Origin of the sequence: Plebeiibacterium marinum (assembly GCF_026013615.1) — a bacterium.
In the GTDB taxonomy this organism is placed as follows: domain Bacteria; phylum Bacteroidota; class Bacteroidia; order Bacteroidales; family Marinilabiliaceae; genus Saccharicrinis; species Saccharicrinis marinus_A.
In genome coordinates this window covers 16,841-37,700 of record NZ_JAPDPI010000029.1, presented here as the reverse complement: position 1 = coordinate 37,700, position 20,860 = coordinate 16,841, and the positions used below count along the sequence as shown (strand labels likewise).

General features: G+C 37.5%; 17 protein-coding genes. 12 read left to right on the top strand and 5 right to left on the bottom strand.

Annotation, left to right across the window (positions count from 1 at the left end):
* The first annotated feature begins 12 nt into the window (after positions 1-12).
* Entirely contained in the window at positions 13-765 is a 753-nt protein-coding gene (locus OM074_RS14055) for a glycosyltransferase family 2 protein (protein ID WP_301200484.1), read from the top strand.
* Positions 766-937: 172 nt separating this feature from the next.
* Positions 938-1,321 (top strand): DUF4890 domain-containing protein, encoded by a 384-nt coding sequence (locus OM074_RS14050; protein ID WP_301200482.1) that lies wholly within the window; start codon positions 938-940, stop codon positions 1,319-1,321.
* Between the two features lie 76 nt (positions 1,322-1,397).
* On the opposite strand, the gene pbpC is transcribed toward OM074_RS14050, so the two are convergent.
* Genes pbpC through OM074_RS14035 form a run of 3 tightly spaced genes read right to left on the bottom strand, consistent with a single transcriptional unit; the run spans position 1,398 to position 8,384 of the window.
* Positions 1,398-3,746: a penicillin-binding protein 1C gene (gene pbpC / locus OM074_RS14045; protein ID WP_301200480.1), complete on the bottom strand. Its 2,349-nt coding sequence runs from the start codon at positions 3,744-3,746 to the stop codon at positions 1,398-1,400.
* Between the two features lie 3 nt (positions 3,747-3,749).
* Positions 3,750-7,448 (bottom strand): metallophosphoesterase, encoded by a 3,699-nt coding sequence (locus OM074_RS14040; protein ID WP_301200478.1) that lies wholly within the window; start codon positions 7,446-7,448, stop codon positions 3,750-3,752.
* A 9-nt stretch (positions 7,449-7,457) separates the two neighbouring features.
* Complete coding sequence (locus tag OM074_RS14035; RefSeq protein ID WP_301200476.1) at positions 7,458-8,384, bottom strand: SdiA-regulated domain-containing protein; 927 nt, start codon at positions 8,382-8,384, stop codon at positions 7,458-7,460.
* Between the two features lie 245 nt (positions 8,385-8,629).
* Here OM074_RS14035 and OM074_RS14030 point away from each other — a divergent pair, with 245 nt between their 5' ends.
* Both OM074_RS14030 and OM074_RS14025 read left to right on the top strand, forming a co-directional pair.
* Complete coding sequence (locus OM074_RS14030; RefSeq protein ID WP_301200474.1) at positions 8,630-10,609, top strand: tetratricopeptide repeat-containing sensor histidine kinase; 1,980 nt, start codon at positions 8,630-8,632, stop codon at positions 10,607-10,609.
* An 11-nt stretch (positions 10,610-10,620) separates the two neighbouring features.
* Entirely contained in the window at positions 10,621-11,412 is a 792-nt protein-coding gene (locus OM074_RS14025) for a LytR/AlgR family response regulator transcription factor (RefSeq protein WP_301200472.1), read from the top strand.
* On the opposite strand, the gene OM074_RS14020 is transcribed toward OM074_RS14025, so the two are convergent.
* Together OM074_RS14020 and OM074_RS14015 are read right to left on the bottom strand one after the other, a co-directional pair.
* The gene (locus OM074_RS14020; protein WP_301200470.1) at positions 11,406-11,915 is read right to left on the bottom strand and encodes a DNA-3-methyladenine glycosylase; all 510 of its coding nucleotides are present in this window, start codon (positions 11,913-11,915) and stop codon (positions 11,406-11,408) included. The two genes, OM074_RS14025 and OM074_RS14020, sit on opposite strands and share 7 nt — an antisense overlap.
* A complete protein-coding gene (locus OM074_RS14015; protein WP_301200468.1) occupies positions 11,915-12,385 on the bottom strand; it encodes a nucleoside deaminase in 471 nt (156 codons plus the stop codon). Before OM074_RS14015 ends, OM074_RS14020 begins: the two co-directional genes overlap by 1 nt.
* Before the next feature lie 370 nt (positions 12,386-12,755).
* On the opposite strand from OM074_RS14015, the gene rplM reads away from it, so the two are divergent.
* From rplM to typA, 8 genes are all read left to right on the top strand, one after another.
* Complete coding sequence (gene rplM, locus OM074_RS14010; RefSeq protein WP_301200466.1) at positions 12,756-13,211, top strand: 50S ribosomal protein L13; 456 nt, start codon at positions 12,756-12,758, stop codon at positions 13,209-13,211.
* A gap of 6 nt (positions 13,212-13,217) precedes the next feature.
* Positions 13,218-13,604, top strand: a complete 387-nt coding sequence (gene rpsI / locus OM074_RS14005; RefSeq protein WP_301200465.1) for a 30S ribosomal protein S9 — start codon at positions 13,218-13,220, stop codon at positions 13,602-13,604.
* A gap of 190 nt (positions 13,605-13,794) precedes the next feature.
* The gene (gene rpsB / locus OM074_RS14000; RefSeq protein ID WP_301200463.1) at positions 13,795-14,610 is read left to right on the top strand and encodes a 30S ribosomal protein S2; all 816 of its coding nucleotides are present in this window, start codon (positions 13,795-13,797) and stop codon (positions 14,608-14,610) included.
* A 30-nt stretch (positions 14,611-14,640) separates the two neighbouring features.
* The gene (gene tsf / locus OM074_RS13995; protein WP_301200461.1) at positions 14,641-15,468 is read left to right on the top strand and encodes a translation elongation factor Ts; all 828 of its coding nucleotides are present in this window, start codon (positions 14,641-14,643) and stop codon (positions 15,466-15,468) included.
* A gap of 66 nt (positions 15,469-15,534) precedes the next feature.
* Entirely contained in the window at positions 15,535-16,272 is a 738-nt protein-coding gene (locus tag OM074_RS13990) for a tRNA lysidine(34) synthetase (RefSeq protein WP_301200459.1), read from the top strand.
* A gap of 359 nt (positions 16,273-16,631) precedes the next feature.
* Positions 16,632-17,954, top strand: a complete 1,323-nt coding sequence (locus OM074_RS13985) for an SPFH domain-containing protein (RefSeq protein WP_301200457.1) — start codon at positions 16,632-16,634, stop codon at positions 17,952-17,954.
* Between the two features lie 120 nt (positions 17,955-18,074).
* Positions 18,075-18,896 (top strand): class I SAM-dependent methyltransferase, encoded by an 822-nt coding sequence (locus OM074_RS13980; RefSeq protein ID WP_301200455.1) that lies wholly within the window; start codon positions 18,075-18,077, stop codon positions 18,894-18,896.
* An 88-nt stretch (positions 18,897-18,984) separates the two neighbouring features.
* Complete coding sequence (typA, locus tag OM074_RS13975) at positions 18,985-20,784, top strand: translational GTPase TypA (protein ID WP_301200453.1); 1,800 nt, start codon at positions 18,985-18,987, stop codon at positions 20,782-20,784.
* Positions 20,785-20,860 lie beyond the last annotated feature (76 nt).

The window sequence follows — 20,860 nt, the reverse complement described above, 5'->3', positions numbered from 1 at the left end:
CTTTTCTTGTTTATGAAGAATTTCTCTCCAAAAATATCAATTATCACAGTGGTATTCAACGGTCGACAAACCTTGGAGACAACTATTAAAAGTATTATAAATCAATCCTATCCAAATATAGAATACATTATCATTGATGGTAAATCCACAGACAACACTGTTGAAATCATAAAAAAATATGAATCGCAGATTTCTGCCTGGATCAGCGAACCTGACAAGGGGATTTATGATGCCATGAACAAGGGTATCGACCTTTCAACAGGAGATTATTTATGGTATATCAATTCAGGCGACGAAATTGCCAATTATGATACTTTAGAAAGAATATTCGCATCAAACACCGATGCGGACATATATTATGGTGACACTGTAATGATTGACTCTTTGGGACAGGAGATTGGAAACAGACGCCTGACTCCACCGGAAAACCTGACCTGGAAAAGTTTTAAGCGAGGAATGCTCGTTAGCCACCAATCGTTTATCGTAAAAAAGAAACTTATTAACCATTACAACCTTACCTACAAGTTTTCTGCCGACTTTGAATGGTGCCTTACCGCATTAAAAAAGACTGACAACATATTTAACACCCACCTAATATTAAGTAAGTTTTTAGACGGGGGCATTACCAAGCAAAATATCGCAGCCGGATTAAAAGAACGGTTTAAAATAATGGCCAAACACTTTGGGCTAATCCCAACCCTTTACAATCATATTTTTATCAGCATTAAATTCTTTTCGTTTGTTGCCAGACATAAGCGTTTTTGATTTGCTTGCAATAAGCATAAAACGCAATTTGAACTTTATATGGAGTACCCTTAGGTTATGAATCAGACAGATCCAATACAACGTTGGACTTAGATTAGCATTTTACAACGCAGGATAAAAATTCTATTAGCGTCAAATATCCTGAAAGTAAAAACCATATAAAATTACAACAATGAAAAATTTAGTATTTATAGCCATTTTGATCTTATCGCTATCAACCCAGCTAACAGCCCAACGTCCGCAAAGGAATATGGATCCTGTTGAACGAAGCAAGAAGCAAACCGAAAGGATGAAAGAACTACTGGAACTATCAGATGAACAAGCTGTAAAAATACAAGAAATCAACCTTGATTTTGCGAAGCAGGTACAGGAAATGAGAAAGAACAACACAGACAGAGAAGCCATGCGAGAATCTATGCAGACCTTAAGAGCTGAACATAAAGAGCAGATGAAAAAGGTTTTAAACGAAGAGCAATACCAGAAGATGCTTGAAGACGAAAAGAAAATGCAGGAACGACGAATGCAAGGACACCAGGGAGGAAAATATCATCAATAAAAATTACTCTGTTTTTTCATAGATTTCAAGGATGCCTGCTTTAATATATCTGTTGGGATCACTCTGGCATGCATCCTTATTTATTATCACCTCTCCCCACACAAACAATCTTCTTATACAATGTATTGCCTTTGTCATCGATTAAACTTAACAGATGACTGCCCGGATCAGGTTGTATGCACATATGGTGAACAAAAGAAGTTGCTCCCAAATATTCATCATCCAAATGCCAATAAATAGTAGATCCTGCATTGCGATGGGCTACTTTTAACACAACAGATTGCAACGCACCATTTAAACCTACCGGGATATAAACCTTATTGTTATTTTGCGGATAAATAAATTGCATCATTTTATTATTGCCCAACCCACATCCATCCATAAAAGGCGGCAATGTTTTATACAACGGATGATTCTTTTTATAATACCATTCCATAACTGGCGGCAACACAAACCATCCCTCATGAACCATTGTTGATACAGGATAGCAATCTGAACTTACCTGATGCGTTTTTTCCTTATTTAAATGAATAAGCTTATGGTATGGACATCTTTGTATTTTAACAGGAGCAACAGGCACAAATACGCTATCTACCTCACAATAAGGTCCGGAAAAACAGCCGGACTTTTTACATACCGCAACCTTCTCCATATCATCATAAGGAACCTGAAACCAGGTTGTAGCCGGAAGCAAATGAAAAATATCAAAAAGTATCGGGCCTGCGGCCGTCCCCCCTACAATTCCAGGGCGTCCTTCTCCTGTAGCATTACCAACCCATACTCCTACAACATATTCAGGTGTTACACCAACTGCCCAGGCATCGCGGTATCCAAAACTGGTTCCAGTTTTCCATGCTATTTTTCTGCTTGACGAAAAAGTTTGCCACCCGGATTCCTCCGGTGGACGAGCCACATTTGTCATTGCATTAAAAGTATAATATACAGAACCTGCACTATACACCGGGTAAAAAGAAGAAATCACACCCTTGCTAATTGTATCATTATTAAAAACAATCGGTGAAAAAAACTCTTTGGTGCGATACAAACCATTATTAGTGCAATATTCATTTAATGTCCGGGCCATAGAAGCATAAGCACCTGCCAGTTCAAACAGTGTTGCCTCACCCCCACCCAAAATTAAGCTCAAACCATAATAATCGGGGTCAGATTTTATGGTACCCAAACCCGTTTTTTGAAGCAAATTACAAAAACGCCCAATTCCATAGTCTTCAAGCATATTAACGGCAGGAACATTTAGCGAGCGGCTCAGCGCTTCATCGGCAGGAACTGCTCCGGAATACATACGGGAATAATTTTTGGGAGCGAAATTCTTATAGTATGTCGGTACATCTTTTACCAACATCCGAGGTAAAATCTGGCCATCCTGGAGACAGCCTGCATATAAAAATGGCTTGAGGATACTCCCCGTACTTCTGGGAGCCATTACAATATCAACATGATTTTGGTTCGATTCCCCCATTACATTTCCGCAATAGGAAAGTACTTTTCCTGTTTTTACATCAATAACAATTGCACAAGCATTATGTACTTCATTCAGCTTTAATTTTTCATGATGAAATTGAAGGGTGCTGTTTACTTGTTGTTGCAATTCAGATTTTAATGAAAGGGTATAAATCTCCCCTTCCTTCTTTTTACGACAATAGTCTAACAAATGAGGAGCCAGCTGGGGTAAAGCATAAGGATGATCAGGCACAGGCTCATCGACTGCAAGCATTAAAGTAACAGAATCAATTTTCCCTTTATTGTACAGTTTCCTGAGCAACAGGTCCCTTTTCTCTTTTAACATCCCTCTGTTTTTATTGGTATGGATAAGTCCCGGGGCATTAGGCAAAACCGCCAGCATGGCCTGCTCTGCCCATGACAATTGATATGCAGGGCGCTGAAAATACCGCCAGGAAGCGGCATCAATACCAACCACATTCCCTCCAAAAGGAGCATGCGTAGCATATTTTTTCAAGATGGATTCTTTTGACATCACCAATTCCAAACGTAAGGCCTGGATGAGTTCAATCACTTTACTCACAACATTTCTTTCCCTTTGCTTTGAGAGCCTGATTACCTGCATGGATAAAGTACTGCCCCCGCTAACAATCTTACCTTTAGAAATATTTTGATATAAAGCCCTGCCCAACGAAACCAGATTAACACCTGGATGTCGGTAAAAGTGTTCATCTTCGAACATAGTAATACACTCTTTAAACTTATGGGGTACCGAATCACATTGCGGAAACCTCCATTGCCCATCGCAAGCAATATGGGCCCCTAGCAGTTTATGCTCAGAAGAATAAATTACCGTAGAGTAAGGTACCTTAAAGAGAGGAAAGGATAATGAAAACCAGAAACCTATAAAAAGCAACAAAGGAATACTGATAAATACCAGCCTTTTTCTACTACCTATTATCATTTATTAAAAACTAAACCTCATTATAAAACTAAAAAAATCATCTTCTTCAGTAAATGAATAATAGGGCTGCATAACAAAAGCATCCAGCACATCAAACCAAATCCCTATTGTTTTACTGTTGTGCCAACGCTTTGATTTTTCATTTTCTTCCCAGGCCCTGCCTACATCAAATCCCCAGGTACAACCTATGTTTACCGGCACATAAGTATTGCTCCAATCCCATACATGGAAACGCAGATCTACATTCTCATAAAAAACGGATTCCCCCCGGAACCTGTTTTTCCGGTATCCCCGTAAATTGGTCAGATTTCCAATATCAGGCGTTTGGTAAAACTGCGCCTTCCCTTCAATAGTTTTAAAACCTATATTATTGGCCAAAATCACCTTGGGGTAATTACATAAAGTCAAATAAAACTTTGAATTAGCCGAAAGGCTTAACAAATCATCTTCGTCAGTTAAATTGTATTGGTAGGTTAACCCTGCATATAACAAAAACCCATTTGATGGATTGTCTTCCCGATCAATTGATTTCATAGTAAAATGTGACTCCGCCCCAACAAAATGCTTCCGCTGTAGTTCTTTGGCCGAAAAACCTAATATAGGATCTAATGACACTCTCCCTGCTTTATCCTGAATTTCCATGGTTTGATAAGCTGGCCCAAAATCAAAAATAAAATGCTGATTCTTGCTCTCCAAAGAAAACAGGGGATTTACCTTGGCCCCAGTTAATGTAACCCAATTATATTCCTTTTCTCTTCCCGGATTAACCGATTCGTTTCCATAACCAAAAAAGTTTTCAATACTTGGGAAATCGACATTTATCCTTGGCTTAAAATCAATCCCCCCTATCATATCAGGGAAATGGCCATCGTATCCAAATTTAAAAGCATCCTGGTTTCCGGGTGCTACTTCAAAGTACATTCGTTGTTTTGAACTGTAAGGATATTTTCTCCATTTATTTGTTGTCATCGAATACGAAGCCCCAAACCACATTCCATCATCTTTGGTATACCCTAAACGAACAAAGGGGAAGTACTTATTGTATTTAAATCCTTTCCTGTCGTAATCATTAACCCAAATATCCTCGTCCTTTGTTTTGTCGCATACGCCTTTTCCTTTTATTTTAATTCCGTCTTTCAGATCATAGGCAAATAAGCCGCCTCCTTTGGTTTCATTTACTATTTTATCATTGTCTTCTCCCCCTATAATCCGAATCCTGATCTTGTTCACATCTGAGCCAATGATTTTGAATTCGTCTTTGCCCCTTAATCCATATAGCCGAACCTCCTTGGTTGTATTGGGATAAAAGGTTCTTTCATACTTTTTCAAATCACCTTTATCTTCTCTTTCAATTGAATAACTAATGGTTACACTCCCATCATTTTTTCTCTCAACCAAAAAATCTTCATCATTATCTGTTCCTGTAACTTCAACTTCTTTAGAGATAAAATCATATAACTTTTTACCTATTGCCATAAGGTTGTCCCTTCTGGATTTCAAAATTTCAGGGATCTCGGCATTAAGGCCTGTTACTTCCTGTGGCAAGGCACTCAATGATTTTTCAAGTATCTCGTCGGTCATACTATCCTGAAGCTCCCTGATCACTATTTCCCAGTCCTTCCAGTCCAATTCATTAAGAAAATAACGATCAAAATATCGGGCATTAAATGAGAGGTTTTTTACATCTCTAACATTGCCTTTCATGGTTTTAAACTTCTTTATTACAAAGGTTGATACATACCATGGGATTACCCCTTCAAACTTATAGAATACCTGATCCCTATCCCTGGGAATTGGCCGATAGACAACGCTATCCCCATATTCAAACGTTGCCCATCTCCATTGGTCATCATGTCGGTCCCAATCGTGAACCAACAGGTCAAACATCCTGGATTTGAGCACCCACTTTTGATCCACATAGTGTTTCTTTTTTTCGCGCAATTTTTCAAGCAGATCGTTATAGCTGATAATATCATCCGACTTGCCGAACTGTTCAGCATCACTCCAATCTCCGCTAGGACGCTGCTCTAGTAAATAAAGCTCCTCAGGAAACAGTTCATTGTAGTTTCCCAACTGTTTTTGATGTTTAAGAAATACCAATTGGGGACTGGTGTAGTAAATACCGGCCGCTTTAGATAGAGCAGGCAACATCAATGCACCATATGGATGACTGGCACTGTTTTGATCCTTCATAATATCCAGCACTTTAAGCGTGCTGTATTTTCGGTCGACCAGCTTTGTATAATCCTTGTTTATTGAACGAAGAATATATTGCCTGCCATCATTCGCCTCCATTCGCAATGAATTTGACGACATGCCCCCTCCCTTTTTAATAGGAGTAAGTCCTCCCAGTTTATTTTCCAGATCAATAACCGGAACTTCCACATCCGTTCCCCAGATATTGCGGTATTGCTTCCCTAAAAAGAACCCTTTCCCCTTTCCAGCCACAAAGTCCTTGTTGGCAGCCACCATAGTATCACACATTGTAACCGGAGGGTATTTTTTTGCAATATCCACTGTTCCTGCTTTGGGTTTGCTAATTTGGGTTCTGAACTCCAACTGGGGAATTTCATTTTTATCAGAAACCGTATAGTATTCCACCCAGGTTTCCATGTCCTCATAAAAAAGGAGCTTGGCATAACCTCTTGCTTCCCTTGAGTAGCCGACATCCCCACCAGCCATGGCAAACGTCTTTTTACTTCCCGAGCCACTCACAATGTACTTTACATTATCCTTATCAAAATATTGCAAATTGTGCTCATGACCTGATGCAAATATGACATCTACATCCAGATCTTCAGCAATTTGGTTGATACCCTGACTCAACTCAATATAACTTGAATTGCTAGCATCCTGCACCGACCCTGTTGTTTGGCGAATAATTGGATATAGAGAACCCACTACAGGTAATGGGATCCATAGATTTTTAATATGGCGCAAGGGAAAAACATGATCATAAAATGAAAATTTCCCTCCATGGACACCATTAGTAAAGATAGGATGATGCATCAAGACAACTATCTGATCGTTTTTATACTCAATAAATATTTCCTCAATCTTTGCCAACAAGTCGCCCCTTGATTTTATGTCGCAACCTTTATTAATCTTTTTTACTTTATCCCAATTCTCAAGCCACCATTGACTATCAAGAAAAACAAACACTAAATCTTTATTGACTTTCTTCACTTTTGGATCGCCACAGCCATTTCCGGGATAAAACTTCACCTCATTCTTAAAACCCTTATCATAAAATGATTCAATATATTCCTCCTGCCTCTTCAACGCCTTTAATCCCCCTTTTCTACCTTTAAGCCAATCATGGTTACCGGGTATAAAATATGTGTTTCCATTAACATATTTTGCCAAATTGAGCTGTGCATTGATTACCTTTTCTTTTGCAACCCGGGATTCTGCGTTGGCTTTTGGCATTCCAAAAGGATATATATTATCCCCCAGATAAACCAAGGTTGACACGCCTTGAGTAGCTTCCAGGTCATTCTTTACTGCATTCAGAACAATGTTGTGTTCACCGCTGTCCAGCTTCCCGGCATCCCCGACCAGAAACAACGTATGCACTATTTTTTTATCTGAAGTTTTATTTTGCGATTGCCATCCCTGAAATTCACTTGAATAATATGGAGCCTTTAAAGTACCACATGCTCCCAATACCATCACCAATAAAACAAGACACAAATTCCTCATGAAACCAACTTAATTATTTTCTCTATTCTTTTTTTTAAACAAAAAAATCTTTCCTTTTTTTGCTTTCCCTTCGGTAGAAATATATAGGTTACCCTCTGCATCCGTACAAATCCCTTCGGGTTGTGGCAAATGCTTCGGATTAAAGAAGACCAATTCCTTTATCTCACCTTTTAAATCAATCACCAGCAACATACTGCCCCTGGCCGACAAAACAAACAGATCTGAAGATGAACTGCTAATTTGAATCCCTGAAGGCGAAAAAACCTTGATCCTACCAATCAGGTTTTTATCAATCTCCCCCTTTTTTGTTTCTTCCACAAAGTCAATTATATCTTTAGGATGAAACTTCAGAACTTCATCTTCTTTAAACACTTTATTTTCCACATCAAACGCATAAACAGCCTTAGCCTTCGATTTTTTACCTTTATCCAGGGCATTTCCTTTACAGGCCACAAACAACTCTTTTGTCTCTTCATTATAACACAAGCCTTCTGCCTCATTTCTCATCGAAATAGGCGTATCAAAAGACTCGGTTTCCTTACTGTTGGGATTGTATTGATATAGTTTGCCATTGCTTTTAATGACCCAAATAAAATCCCCGTCAAAGCCAATCCCTTCATAGTCTCCAGTGTTCCAGAACATATTTTTACTGACAATAGCAAAATTATCAATTTCCAGCTCATACACATTTCCCTTTTCATCATTTACCACCAATAATGTATGATGAGCTTCATTATAGGCCATACCCGATATTTCAGACAAGGACCAATCCAGCCCCTTTACCTTATCCGGGTTATTATAATCATAATCACATTTTTCTTTTTTCGAAAAACGCTCTATTATATAGTTTTTATGCTTGCTTTTATCATTACCCAAACTACACTGGCAAAGAATTGCCAACATTAAAAAAGCAAGAATTTCCTTTATCACATACATCTATAAAACAATTAGAATTACAAAGAGAAAACTGCAAAGCAAAATCTCCATTCTTACAAATATAACCTTTAAAATCAAGTTACCTTTATCCTTCAAATCCAAAACAACAACAACGATAACTTCCCCTGTTAAAACAATAAATTCTTAATTGAAAACCATATGTTAATAAATAGTTGATAACTATAAAATCCTCTCCATGCGTATATTACTGTAAATAACTAAATTGCATCTCAAAACACTATAACATGAAGGCGTTTGTGGGAATTTCATTCTATTTGTTATTGGTTGTTGTTTTCTTAAGCTGTCAGAAAACAATTAAAAAAGCCAATCACAACCAATTTTCCACCCCCTTGCTCCAAACCGATTCTACCATAGTTTCAAACCTTATCAACCAGTCAATTACATTTTTTGAAAAAAATATTATCACGGCCACTGCTTACGATGATTACCTTAAACAAGCAGAAGAAATAGCGATAAAAAACAACTTTAACGAACAACTGTCCCAAATATATAATGTTGTTGGTGTAAGACACAGAAACAGATCAGAATATAACAAAGCCTTAATATATCACGACAAAGCGGTTAAAATTGCACGCGATATTGAGAATAAAAGCCTTATGGCAAAATATATAAATACGCTTGCTGTAGTATACCGCAGGATAGACGAAAACAAGCACGCTCTTGATCTGCATATGGAAGCAATGAAAATTGCAGAAAATATCAGGGACACCTTCCAAACCAGCGTAGCCATCAATGGTATTGGAAATATATACATCAACCTCAAACGCTACCATTCTGCCATAGAATACTTCAAAAAATCACTGGCCATTGCCCAAAACAGGAACAACATCCTGGGTTTGGCCATAAACAACAACAATATCGGAGAAACCCTCCTCAAAATGAATCTTGTAGACTCAGCCCTGGTTTATTTTACAAAATCATTAAACTACAATACACAAATAAACTCTACCGTTGGCAAAGCCATAAACCACAACAGCTTTGCATATGCCTACAACATGAAAAAGCAATACAACCTGGCCATCCAACACCTTGAAAAAGCACTCATATTCAACAAGCAATCCCGCGATAGAATCAATATTTCCGTAAGCTATTCAACACTTGGAGAAACCTATTATTTAAAGAAAGACTACCCTAATGCCATCAACAATCTCAACACCGGCCTCAAAATTGCGGAAGACATCGGATCGAAATATCAAATTGAAGCCTGTAGCAGACTGCTCTCAAAGATATATGAATCATTAAGCAACAATAAAAAAGCACTACTCCACCTTAAAATAGCCGAAGCATACAAAGACAGCATTATCAACGAAGAAAATCTACGACATTCCACCACCCTGGAAACCATGCGGAAATTTGAGCAAACGCAAAACCAATTGACCGCTTTAAACAACAAAACCGAGCTACAGAAAAAACTAATACTACAACAAAAAAAGACCATAACCGGCACTATCATATTAGCAATTGTATTAATAATTGCTGCCGTTTTGGTTTACCGGCAAATAAAACTACGATCAAAATACAACAACATCCTTATGCAGCAGCGCTTGTTGCGCACTCAAATGAATCCCCATTTCATTTTCAACGCCCTGAGTGCAATACAAGTATACATTTTAGAGAACGATATGGAAAAATCGTCCCTGTTCCTATCCGACTTCGCCTCTTTAATGAGACAGGTATTAAGAAGTTCCCAATATGAGTACATGCCCTTATCTGAAGAGAAAAAAATGCTTGATTATTATCTCGAGCTACAAAGATTGCGATTTGTACACCCATTTAGCTATAAAATCACCATTGCCGAAGATATTGATGCCGACAACATCCTGCTTCCCCCAATGATAACCCAACCCTTTGTTGAAAATGCCGTTGAACATGGAATAAAAGGACTAGGTACAAACGGGAGAATTGAAGTTAGATTTTTTATAATGGACTCTAACCTTGCCATCGAGATTGAGGACAATGGAATTGGATGGAAAGCCTCACAAAAAACACCTCCGATAGGTAAGAAACACGAATCCATGGCAATTAAAATAACAAATGAACGATTAGATGTAATCAGGAGAGTAACACACAAGAAAGCATATTTTAAAATTATTGACATACAAGAAAACACACCTAACCAAAGTGGGGTTCTGGTACAATTTGAACTCCCCATATTAAGCCGCGATCAGAAAACAAAGCTCAATAAAAAAGTTAAACCATTTTAATCTGATAAGTTATGGAAAATATAAGCATATTAATTGCCGACGTCGACATAAGAATCAGGACTGCAATAGAAAAAATATTGGTAGAAAACTTTGGCAACATAAAAATTATTGCACAAACAGACACTGTTGAAGATACTATAAAGGCCCTTTATTTCCATAAACCACAGATTGCACTACTTGATATCCATTTGTTTGGAGGGACTGCTATTGAAGTAGTACGCCAGACTTTTGACTTAGATTACAAAGTTATATTTATGTCAGCCTATCAGGAATATGCACTTGACGACATCCGTTTCGCATCCATTGATTTTATATACAAACCTCTTGATATTAGTGAGCTTTTAATTGTAGTAGACAACGTAATTACCAGCCTTGTTGAAGAGGGCTACAAAAAGAAAATGCAGGCATTTTTTGAGAACACAAGCAACCCAAACAATCCAAAACACATTGTTTTCAAAACGAAATCACAGATATTTTCGGTTGCCATATCAAATATTGTGTTTGGGGAATCAAACTATTCAAAATCAGACTTCACATTAAAAACCGGTAAACTTATCAATACAAAAGAACCCTTACGAAGATATGAGTCCATGTTACAACATTATGGATTCATCAGGTGTCACCCCAGGTACATTGTCAACATCAACCACATTAAAGATGTCAACTACAATACATTGTGCCTTATGCTGACAAACAACAATAAAATACCATTTGAAGAAAAACGATTAGCATCCATAAAACCTTTAACTACCAATTACATGGAAAACACACAAGAATACAGATCCTATAAAAACCACTATTGATCCACAAAAAAACGATACTTTTTATTTGACCAAGTGGGCCCGGCATATTCTACCCCAATCCTTTTAGATGCAACCACTTTTAGGTCATCTATACCCCTTTCAAGCCACAACCTATCTGAAAATAGCAGATTTTCGCCATAAAAAGTTTTATCCAACCCAAGAGCCTTACCAACCCTTCCAGGCCCAGACACCCCCTCTACCCCACGAATCAAAACAGCCTGGGGATCTCCATCATTTCCACAAACAAAATTTAAAAGCCAATACATACCATAGATAAGATAAACATACACTTTTCCACCTCTGTGATACATTACTTCAGTTCTGTTTGTACGCCCTTTACTTGCATGACAAGCCAAATCCTCTTCACCACAATAGGCTTCAACTTCAGTAATTACAAATTCCGATTTCCTCCCATCCTCAAAGCACCTCACAATTTTCTGTCCCAATAACTTAGGAGCCAGCTCAAGAGCTCCCAATTTAAAAAATTCCTCCCCCAATCGCATCAGTATTCAGTTTTTGAATCAAGACCATCCCATAACCTAAAAGCATTATTGGCTTCATCCTTCATGATCTGAACAAAGGAAAGTGAACGGCCTGAATATGGTCGTTCCAATTCTTTATATATAAAATCATCATCAAACCCGATACTGGCAGCATCACTTTTCGAATTACCATAAAATACTTTATCAATCCTGGCCCAATAGATGGCACCCAAGCACATCGGACAAGGCTCACACGAAGTATAAATAATGCAGCCCGACAAATCAAACGTATCTAAAATTCTGCATGCATTCCTAATCGCAGTCACTTCGGCATGGGCAGTAGGGTCATTTTGGGCAGTAACCTGATTATACCCCTCAGCAACAATCTCTCCATCTTTAACAATCACGGCACCAAAAGGACCACCTCCTTTTTTAACATTATCCTCCGACAACAAAATGGCTCGAGCCATAAACATCCTATGATCGATCATATACGTAAAATCATATTAAAACTACTACCTGTTATCAAACCATAAAAATAACAAGTTTATTCAAACACCCATTTACCCCAAAACTAAAGTACAAAAATAAGAATCAAATATATTACCCAACGAATCACCTTATATTTTAGAAATCAACAAACTAATATCTAATATTTTTTTGAATATTTTTGGGTTATAAGAAAAATAAACTGTACTTTTGCGCCCGATTATTATTCGTGCCGAACAGCATAAGATAATAGAATTGAATGACTTATCTATGAATCAGGAATGGGACCCTGGATTCTAAGAGGTTGTTAATTAGATTATTATGGCTGTTTGAAACTGTTTATTTTTTTTAATTTATTAACAAAGGAAGACTGTGAATACTTTAAGTTACAAAACAGTATCGGCAAACAAAGCAACTGCTAACAAAGAGTGGGTAGTTGTAGATGCAACTGACATGATAGTTGGACGTTTGGCTTCTAAGGTAGCAAAATTGTTACGTGGAAAATACAAGCCAAACTACACTCCACACGTTGACTGTGGTGATAATGTAATTATTATCAATGCAGACAAAGTTCGTTTAACCGGAAACAAGTGGGAAGGAAGAGAATTCTTTTATCACACTGGATTCCCAGGTGGACGTACAAATGTTACTCCTGCACAATTGTTTGCAAAAAGTCCTGAGAGACTTGTAGAGAGAGCGGTAAAAGGTATGTTGCCAAAAACTCGTTTAGGACGTCAACTTTTCAGCAACCTATTTGTGTATGCTGGAGCTGAGCACAAACAAGAGGCACAAAAGCCAAAAACTATTGATTTAAACTTATATAAGTAATAGAGTATGGAAGTAGTAAACGCAATAGGTAGAAGAAAAGCTGCTGTGGCTCGTATATACTTGAGCGAAGGTAAGGGACAAATTACCATCAATAAACGCGACCTTAAGGAATTTTTTCCATCACCAATCTTACAATATATCGTTACTCAGCCATTAAATACTCTAGGAGTAGCTGAAAACTACGATATTAAAGTAAACATCTATGGTGGAGGAGTAAAAGGGCAAGCTGAAGCTATTAGATTGGCTGTTGCCCGTGCACTAGTAAAAGTTAACGAAGAAAATAAACCTGCTTTAAAGGCTGAAGGATTTATGACTCGCGACGCAAGAGTTGTTGAGCGTAAAAAACCAGGTCAACCAAAAGCACGTAAGAAATTCCAATTTAGTAAGCGTTAATATTTTTCGGGTGCGTTTAGTATCTAAATCCGCAAGACCCTTGCGAGTTAAAAAGTTATTAAAGTCGGCAAAGCTCATAAAGTATTTGTACAACACACTACTTTATAACTTTCAACTTTATACTTTCAACTAACAAAGGCTACTTGAGGGTTGATATTTACAGAATGTAAACGACTTAAAAAAAACAAAAATGGCAAGAACAAATTTCGATGAGTTATTAGAGGCCGGTGTACATTTCGGTCACTTAAAAAGAAAGTGGAATCCAGCAATGGCTCCTTACATTTTTATGGAGCGTAACGGTATTCACATTATCGATCTTCATAAAACAGCTGCTAAAATTGAAGAAGCAGCAAACGCATTAAAGCAGATTGCAAGATCTGGACGAAAAATTTTATTCGTAGCTACTAAAAAACAGGCAAAAGAAATTATTGCTGAAAAAATGAAAGGTGTTAACATGCCTTATGTTGTGGAGCGTTGGCCAGGAGGTATGCTTACAAACTTCCCAACAATCCGTAAGGCTGTTAAAAAAATGGGTTCTATCGATAAGCTAATGGCTGATCCTAGTGCCTGGAAAAACCTTTCAAAAAGAGAGCGCCTTCAAATTACTCGTCAGAGAGCTAAGTTAGAAAAAACATTAGGAAGTATTGCTGACCTTACTCGTCTTCCAGCTGCTATGTTTGTTATTGACGTAATGAAAGAGCACATTGCAGTACGTGAGGCAAATAGATTAAACATTCCTGTGTTTGGTGTAGTTGATACAAACTCTGATCCATCTAACCTGGATTTCGTAATTCCAGCTAACGATGATGCAACTAAGTCTATCGAATTAATCACTGACATCATGGTAAAAGCCATGGAAGAAGGATTAAGCGAAAGAAAAGCAGACCGTGAAAGCGAAGCTGCTGCTAAAAAAGACAAAGCTGCAAAAAAAGATGAGCCTAAAAAGGCTGCTGCTAAAGTAGACGCTGACGAAACAGAAGCTGATACTAAAGAAGGTAAAGAATAATTGATTTAACCATCTAAAAATAGATATATCATGGCGATTAAAGCTGCTGACGTAAGTAAACTCAGAAAAATGACCGGTGCCGGTATGATGGACTGTAAAAAGGCATTAACCGAAACTGATGGAGATTTTGACGCTGCTGTTGAAATTATCCGTAAAAAAGGTCAGGCAATGGCTAGCAAGCGTGCCGATCGTGAAACTACTGAAGGTTGTACCTTAGCAAAAGTTTCTGCCGACGCTAAAAAAGGTGCTGTTTTAATTTTAAAGTGCGAAACAGACTTTGTAGGTAAAAACGAAAGCTTTGTTGCTTTAACTGATTCAATTCTTGAAGTTGCATTAAATAGCGATGCTGCTACTAAAGAGGATATCTTAGAACTTGAATTAAATGGTGTTGCAATCAAAGATGTTATCACTGAGCAAATTGGTGTTATCGGTGAAAAAATCGAGATTGAAGACTATGCTGTTGTAAGCGCTGAAACAGTAGTTCCTTATATTCACCCAGGTAACCAACTTTCTGTAATTGTTGGCTTCAACCAAGCTGACTTTGAAGAGCAAGCTGGTAAAGACGTAGCTATGCAAGTTGCTGCTATGGCTCCTGTAGGTGTTGACAAAGATTCGGTTCCTGCTGAGATTGTTGAGCAAGAATTAAGGATTGGTCGTGAAAAAGCAAAAGAAGAAGGTAAGCCTGAGGCTATGCTTGATAAAATTGCTCAAGGTCGCTTAGGTAAATTCTTCAAAGAGTCTACTCTTCTTGAGCAAGATTTTGTAAAAGATAACAAAAAGTCTATCAAGCAGTATCTTAACGAAACTAGCAAAGACTTAACTGTTACTGAGTTTAAGCGTTTTGCATTAGGAAACTAATTTTACGCTGTAAAATATATTTATCCCGGCCTGCATGCAGTGCCGGGATTTTTTTTGTTGATAAAAATGGAATCTATCTCAAAAACAAACAAAAACTTTATTCGCAAAATCATCAACCTTTCAGGAAAAGCTATCAATCAGCACCACATGATTGAAGCTAACGATAGGATTTTAGTGGCGGTATCCGGTGGCAAAGATTCTCTTGCTTTACTTGACATCCTTTATGAAAGAAGGAAGTTTTTACCCATTAACTATGAAATACATGCCATCCACATCATTACCGATGACGTACCTTATGAAATAGACAGGAAGTTTTTACACGACTTTTGCCACAACAGAAATATCCACCTACACCTATTGACAACACACGCTGGCATACAAGAAAAACAAGATAAGAAACCCTGTTTTACGTGTTCATGGAACAGACGGAAAGAATTATTTGATTTTGCCCGAAAAAACAACTTCAAAAAAATAGCCTTTGGTCATCACCTCGACGATGCCATTGAAACCCTGGTAATGAACATGGTGATGCATGCAAACATTTCTTCAATACCACCGACCCTAACTATGTTTGAGGGCAAAATAGAAGTGATCAGACCCTTAATACTCAATACAAACAAAGAAATGCAAGAGTATGCAAAAATCAAAAAATTTAAATCACTGAAAAAGGAATGTCCTTTCGAAGACCACACTTTAAGAAACTCGGCCCGGGAATGGATTAATCAATTAGAGACAATAACCCCACAGGCCCGCATCAACCTATATAAATCCATGGGCCATATTGACCACGACTATTTGCCATAAACAACCGCTATTCGGAGTAAATACACTCAAATTGAAAAATAATTTCAATATTTTGAATTTTCAATTTGGATATATACATTTGAAATATTAAGTTTACAAAACCAAACACGGGAAGCTTTAACTTACCCAAAGTCAAAACTTCCAAAAGTTATTATCAAACATTAACTTTAATATAAACTATGATGTCACACTTCATTATATCAAATCGTTACGCCATATTTAAAAGAGCAATCCTTTATTTATTCATTATAATAAATTCAAATTACTTCTAAGTAGTTCAAATTTGCTATATGCATATTCAGTACAATAATATTATTTATATTCAATCATATTCTTTATAAACAAATAAACAATTACCTATGACTACATTTTTGGGAATTTTAATTTTGCTTGCTGGACTTACAGCATGGGTTATTTCTAAAATAGACAAGAGCAACGCCAGACTACCTTTATGGTTAAAAGGCATAAAGACTACTCATGGCAATATTTTAGTATTAGCGGCCATTTTTATGTTAATGTTACCTTATCTGTTTTTCTTTGCCGATCGCGGATTTAATTACCTTTTAGTATCGCCAACAGGAAAAATGAGTGCCGTTATGGAACAAGGTATCAAATGGAGGGGATTGGCAAAAATTGATAAATGGCAAAAATTTATTGACGTAAAGGTTGTTAGCAACCAAACAGAATCAGATATAGATGAATTAGAAGGTATCATGCACCCTATTCCTATTCGCTTTATCGACCAGGTTACAGCAAATGGATACGTATCTTTGCGTTTTCAATTACCTACTGATGAAGAATCATTTGTAAGCCTTGCCGTAAAATACCGAACTATGAGTAATCTGGTAAACAACACCATTATTCCCACAGTTCGCGAACAGTTAATCAATACCGGTTATATGTTTGCAGCTCAAAACTACATCTCAGGAGAAGCTCAGTCATTTCGCCAAACATTTGAAGAGCAGTTAAAAGATGGAACTTATGCTGTAAATAAAATTGAGGTAAAAGACACTATCTTTCATCAGATAGACATGACTCAAAAGGAAAGAACCATTAAAGAAATTCAGACCAGCTATATCGTTGAAAAAATATTGAAAAATGGCATCCCCAAACGAATTCCTCATGAACTATCAGAAAACAACATTATAGTTTCACAGGTTATTGTGGATAAAATTGATCTGGAAGCCACATTTAAAAAACGACTGGAAGCCCAAAGAGACGAATCAGCCAAACGACAACTGGAGCAACAAAAAATAGAAACTGCAAAAGCAGAACAACAACGTATTGTTGCCCAAGGAGAAAGGGACAAGGCAGAAGAGCGGGTAAATCAGGAAAAAGAACAGGTGAAGGCACTTATTGCTATTGAAACAAAATTAAAGCAGGAAGAAACAAATAAAAAACTTGCTGCCATAGCACTGGAAACAGAAAGATTAAATGCCCAGAAAAAGAAAGTTACCGCAGATGCAGAAGCATATGAAATTGCAAAAAAGGTACATGCCGGTATTACCCCTGAAGTAAAACTGCAAATGGAACTGAACAGGGATATACAAGTAGCCGCTGAAATTGCAAAAATAAAATTCCCCGAAACCATGATAATCGGTGGAGATTCAAAAGGTGGCACCCCATTGGAAAGCTTAATTGGTGCAGCAATGGCAAAACAGTTGCAAACCACTAAAAAGTAATTCCTTTTAACAAAGACTATTCATGAGGATACCTATAATCGGGTATCCTCAATTTGTTTATACATGCCAGTTATATAAATGTTTTAGCTATTTTTGATCGGTTTTTAAAGACAAATTTCCATGCTGTTTTACTTTATCAGGTTCGTACAAAAAGTCATTAACGCACACTTTAAAATATTAAGGTTTATTTGGCATTGGTTCTATAAACTCAACATACTTATTGAAGCATTTTGGTTATCTGTCCTTTCTGAAAAAAAACTATATTACTTACTACAAAAATTCTATCAGAAAAACGCCAGATACCGATCTGATGAGACTACAACCCAGGGACCATTTTCATGGGAGCAAAAAATCATTGATAAATATCCAATTGCAAATTCAAACATTGTTATTGTAGGAGCCGGAGGAGGAAGGGAGGCCTACATGCTTTCCAAAATTGGTTGCCAGATAAACGCTTTTGAAGCAGACCTGGCTATGGCAAATTATGCCAAATCATTTTTTAAGGAAAAGAATCTGCCAGTCAACTTTACCCAATTACCAATCAATACCATACCAAGTGCAAAATGTGATGTATTTTGGCTGGGTTGGGGTGTATACACACATTTTATAGGGAAAACTAAAAGAGTTGAAATCTTAAAAGAAATCAATCATAACTTAAAAGAAAATGGTTTGATCATCATCTCATTCTGGGCAGAAAAACGAAATGCTGATACAATCCAAACGGTTGATCGCATCGCAAAGAAAATAAACAAGCGGACCGTAGAACTTGGGGAATCGTTTAAAAACGGCATGTGGGCAAAATATTACACCCGAACCCAAATTACAGAAGAAGCCCGCTTAGCAGGATTAAGCGTTGACCTAATTAGCAATGAGGAATACGGCCATGCAGTATTAAAACCCGATAATTCAAACCAACCCATCAATTTGGTTAAAAACCCTTAAATCAATTCTTTTTAAACCTCTTTTTAATATTTACTTCATCCAAAAACAAAAATAAACGCTACCTTTGCACCCTCATTTTTATAATGTTATGCAGGATATTAGAAACATTGCAATTATAGCGCACGTTGACCATGGTAAAACCACATTGGTTGACAAGATGTTACTGGCAGGCAAACTGTTCAAAGAACATCAGGAAGTTGGTGAGTTAATCATGGACAACAACGATTTAGAAAGAGAGCGAGGCATCACTATCCTTTCTAAAAACGTTTCGGTAATGTATAAAGACACCAAGATAAACATTATCGACACCCCTGGTCACTCCGATTTTGGTGGCGAAGTAGAACGCGTTTTAAACATGGCTGATGGAGTACTTCTTTTAGTAGATGCTTTTGAAGGCCCTATGCCCCAAACCCGTTTTGTACTACAAAAAGCCATTGGCTTAGGATTAAAGCCCATTGTGGTTATCAACAAGGTAGACAAACAAAACTGTCGCCCAGAGGAAGTTCAGGAAGCAGTTTTTGACCTGATGTTCAACCTTGGAGCTACCGAAGAGCAGCTTGATTTTGTAACCATTTACGGTTCAGCAAAAAATGGATGGATGAGTACAGACTGGAAAAAACAGACTGAAGATATTTCAGCCGTTTTTGAAGCTGTAATTGAAAATATTCCTGCTCCTGAATATCTTGAAGGAACTCCCCAAATGCTAATCACATCTCTTGACCACTCGCCGTACACAGGGCGTATTGCTATCGGTAGGGTACACAGAGGCGAAATAAAAACAAACCAACAAGTTTCGTTAGTAAAACGCGATGGCTCCATTACAAAAGCAAAAATCAAAGAGATAAATGTTTTTGATGGTTTAGGTAAAAAGAAAGTTGACCTGGTTAAAAGTGGGGAACTTTGTGCTTTGATTGGATTGGATGGTTTTGATATTGGCGACACGGTTGCTGACATTGAAGAACCAGAAGCTCTTGATCCTATTGCCATTGATGAGCCAACCATGAGTATGTTATTCACCATCAACAACTCACCATTCTTTGGTCAGGATGGTAAATATGTTACCTCCCGCCACATCAAGGACAGGTTGGATGCTGAATTAGAGAAAAACTTAGCCCTCCGCGTAGAAGATACTGAATCTGCTGATGCATGGAATGTATTTGGTAGGGGTGTATTGCACTTGTCGGTACTAATTGAAACTATGCGTCGTGAGGGTTATGAATTACAGGTGGGTCAACCACGTGTAATCATTAAAGAGATTGCAGCAATTAAACACGAACCAGTTGAAGAACTAACCATTGACCTGCCAGATGAATACTCTGGTAAAGCCATTGAAATGGTACAGTTACGCAAAGGTGAAATGTTGAATATGGAGCGCAAAGGTGAACGTGTTGTTATTGAATTTCACATTCCATCACGAGGCATTATTGGCTTAAGAAACTCTTTACTTACCGCAACAGCTGGTGAGGCTATTATGGCACACCGTTTTGTTGAATTCCAACCTTATAAGGGTGAAATCAACAAACGATTGAACGGTTCCCTGATAGCCATGGAAGATGGTGCAGCTATTCCATATGCGTTGGATAAGCTTCAGGACAGAGGTAAATTCTTTGTTTCTCCCCAGGAAAAAATTTACAAGGGACAGGTTGTGGGTGAGAACAATAGGGATGGTGACTTAACCATCAATATTACAAAAACAAAAAAATTAACCAATATGCGTACCCAAAGTTCGGATGAAAAGGTTAAATTGGCACCACCAATCATCTTTTCATTAGAAGAGGCTTTGGAATATATTCAAGGTGATGAATACGTAGAAGTAACACCTCAGGCGATACGTATACGAAAAATATATCTTGAAGAACACGAACGTAAACGTTTAGCAAAGCAATAAATAATACAGAAATTATTTATTGATTTGCTGTTTTTTGAGTTAGCAGCTAGCCGCATCGTTTTGATGCGGCTTTTTT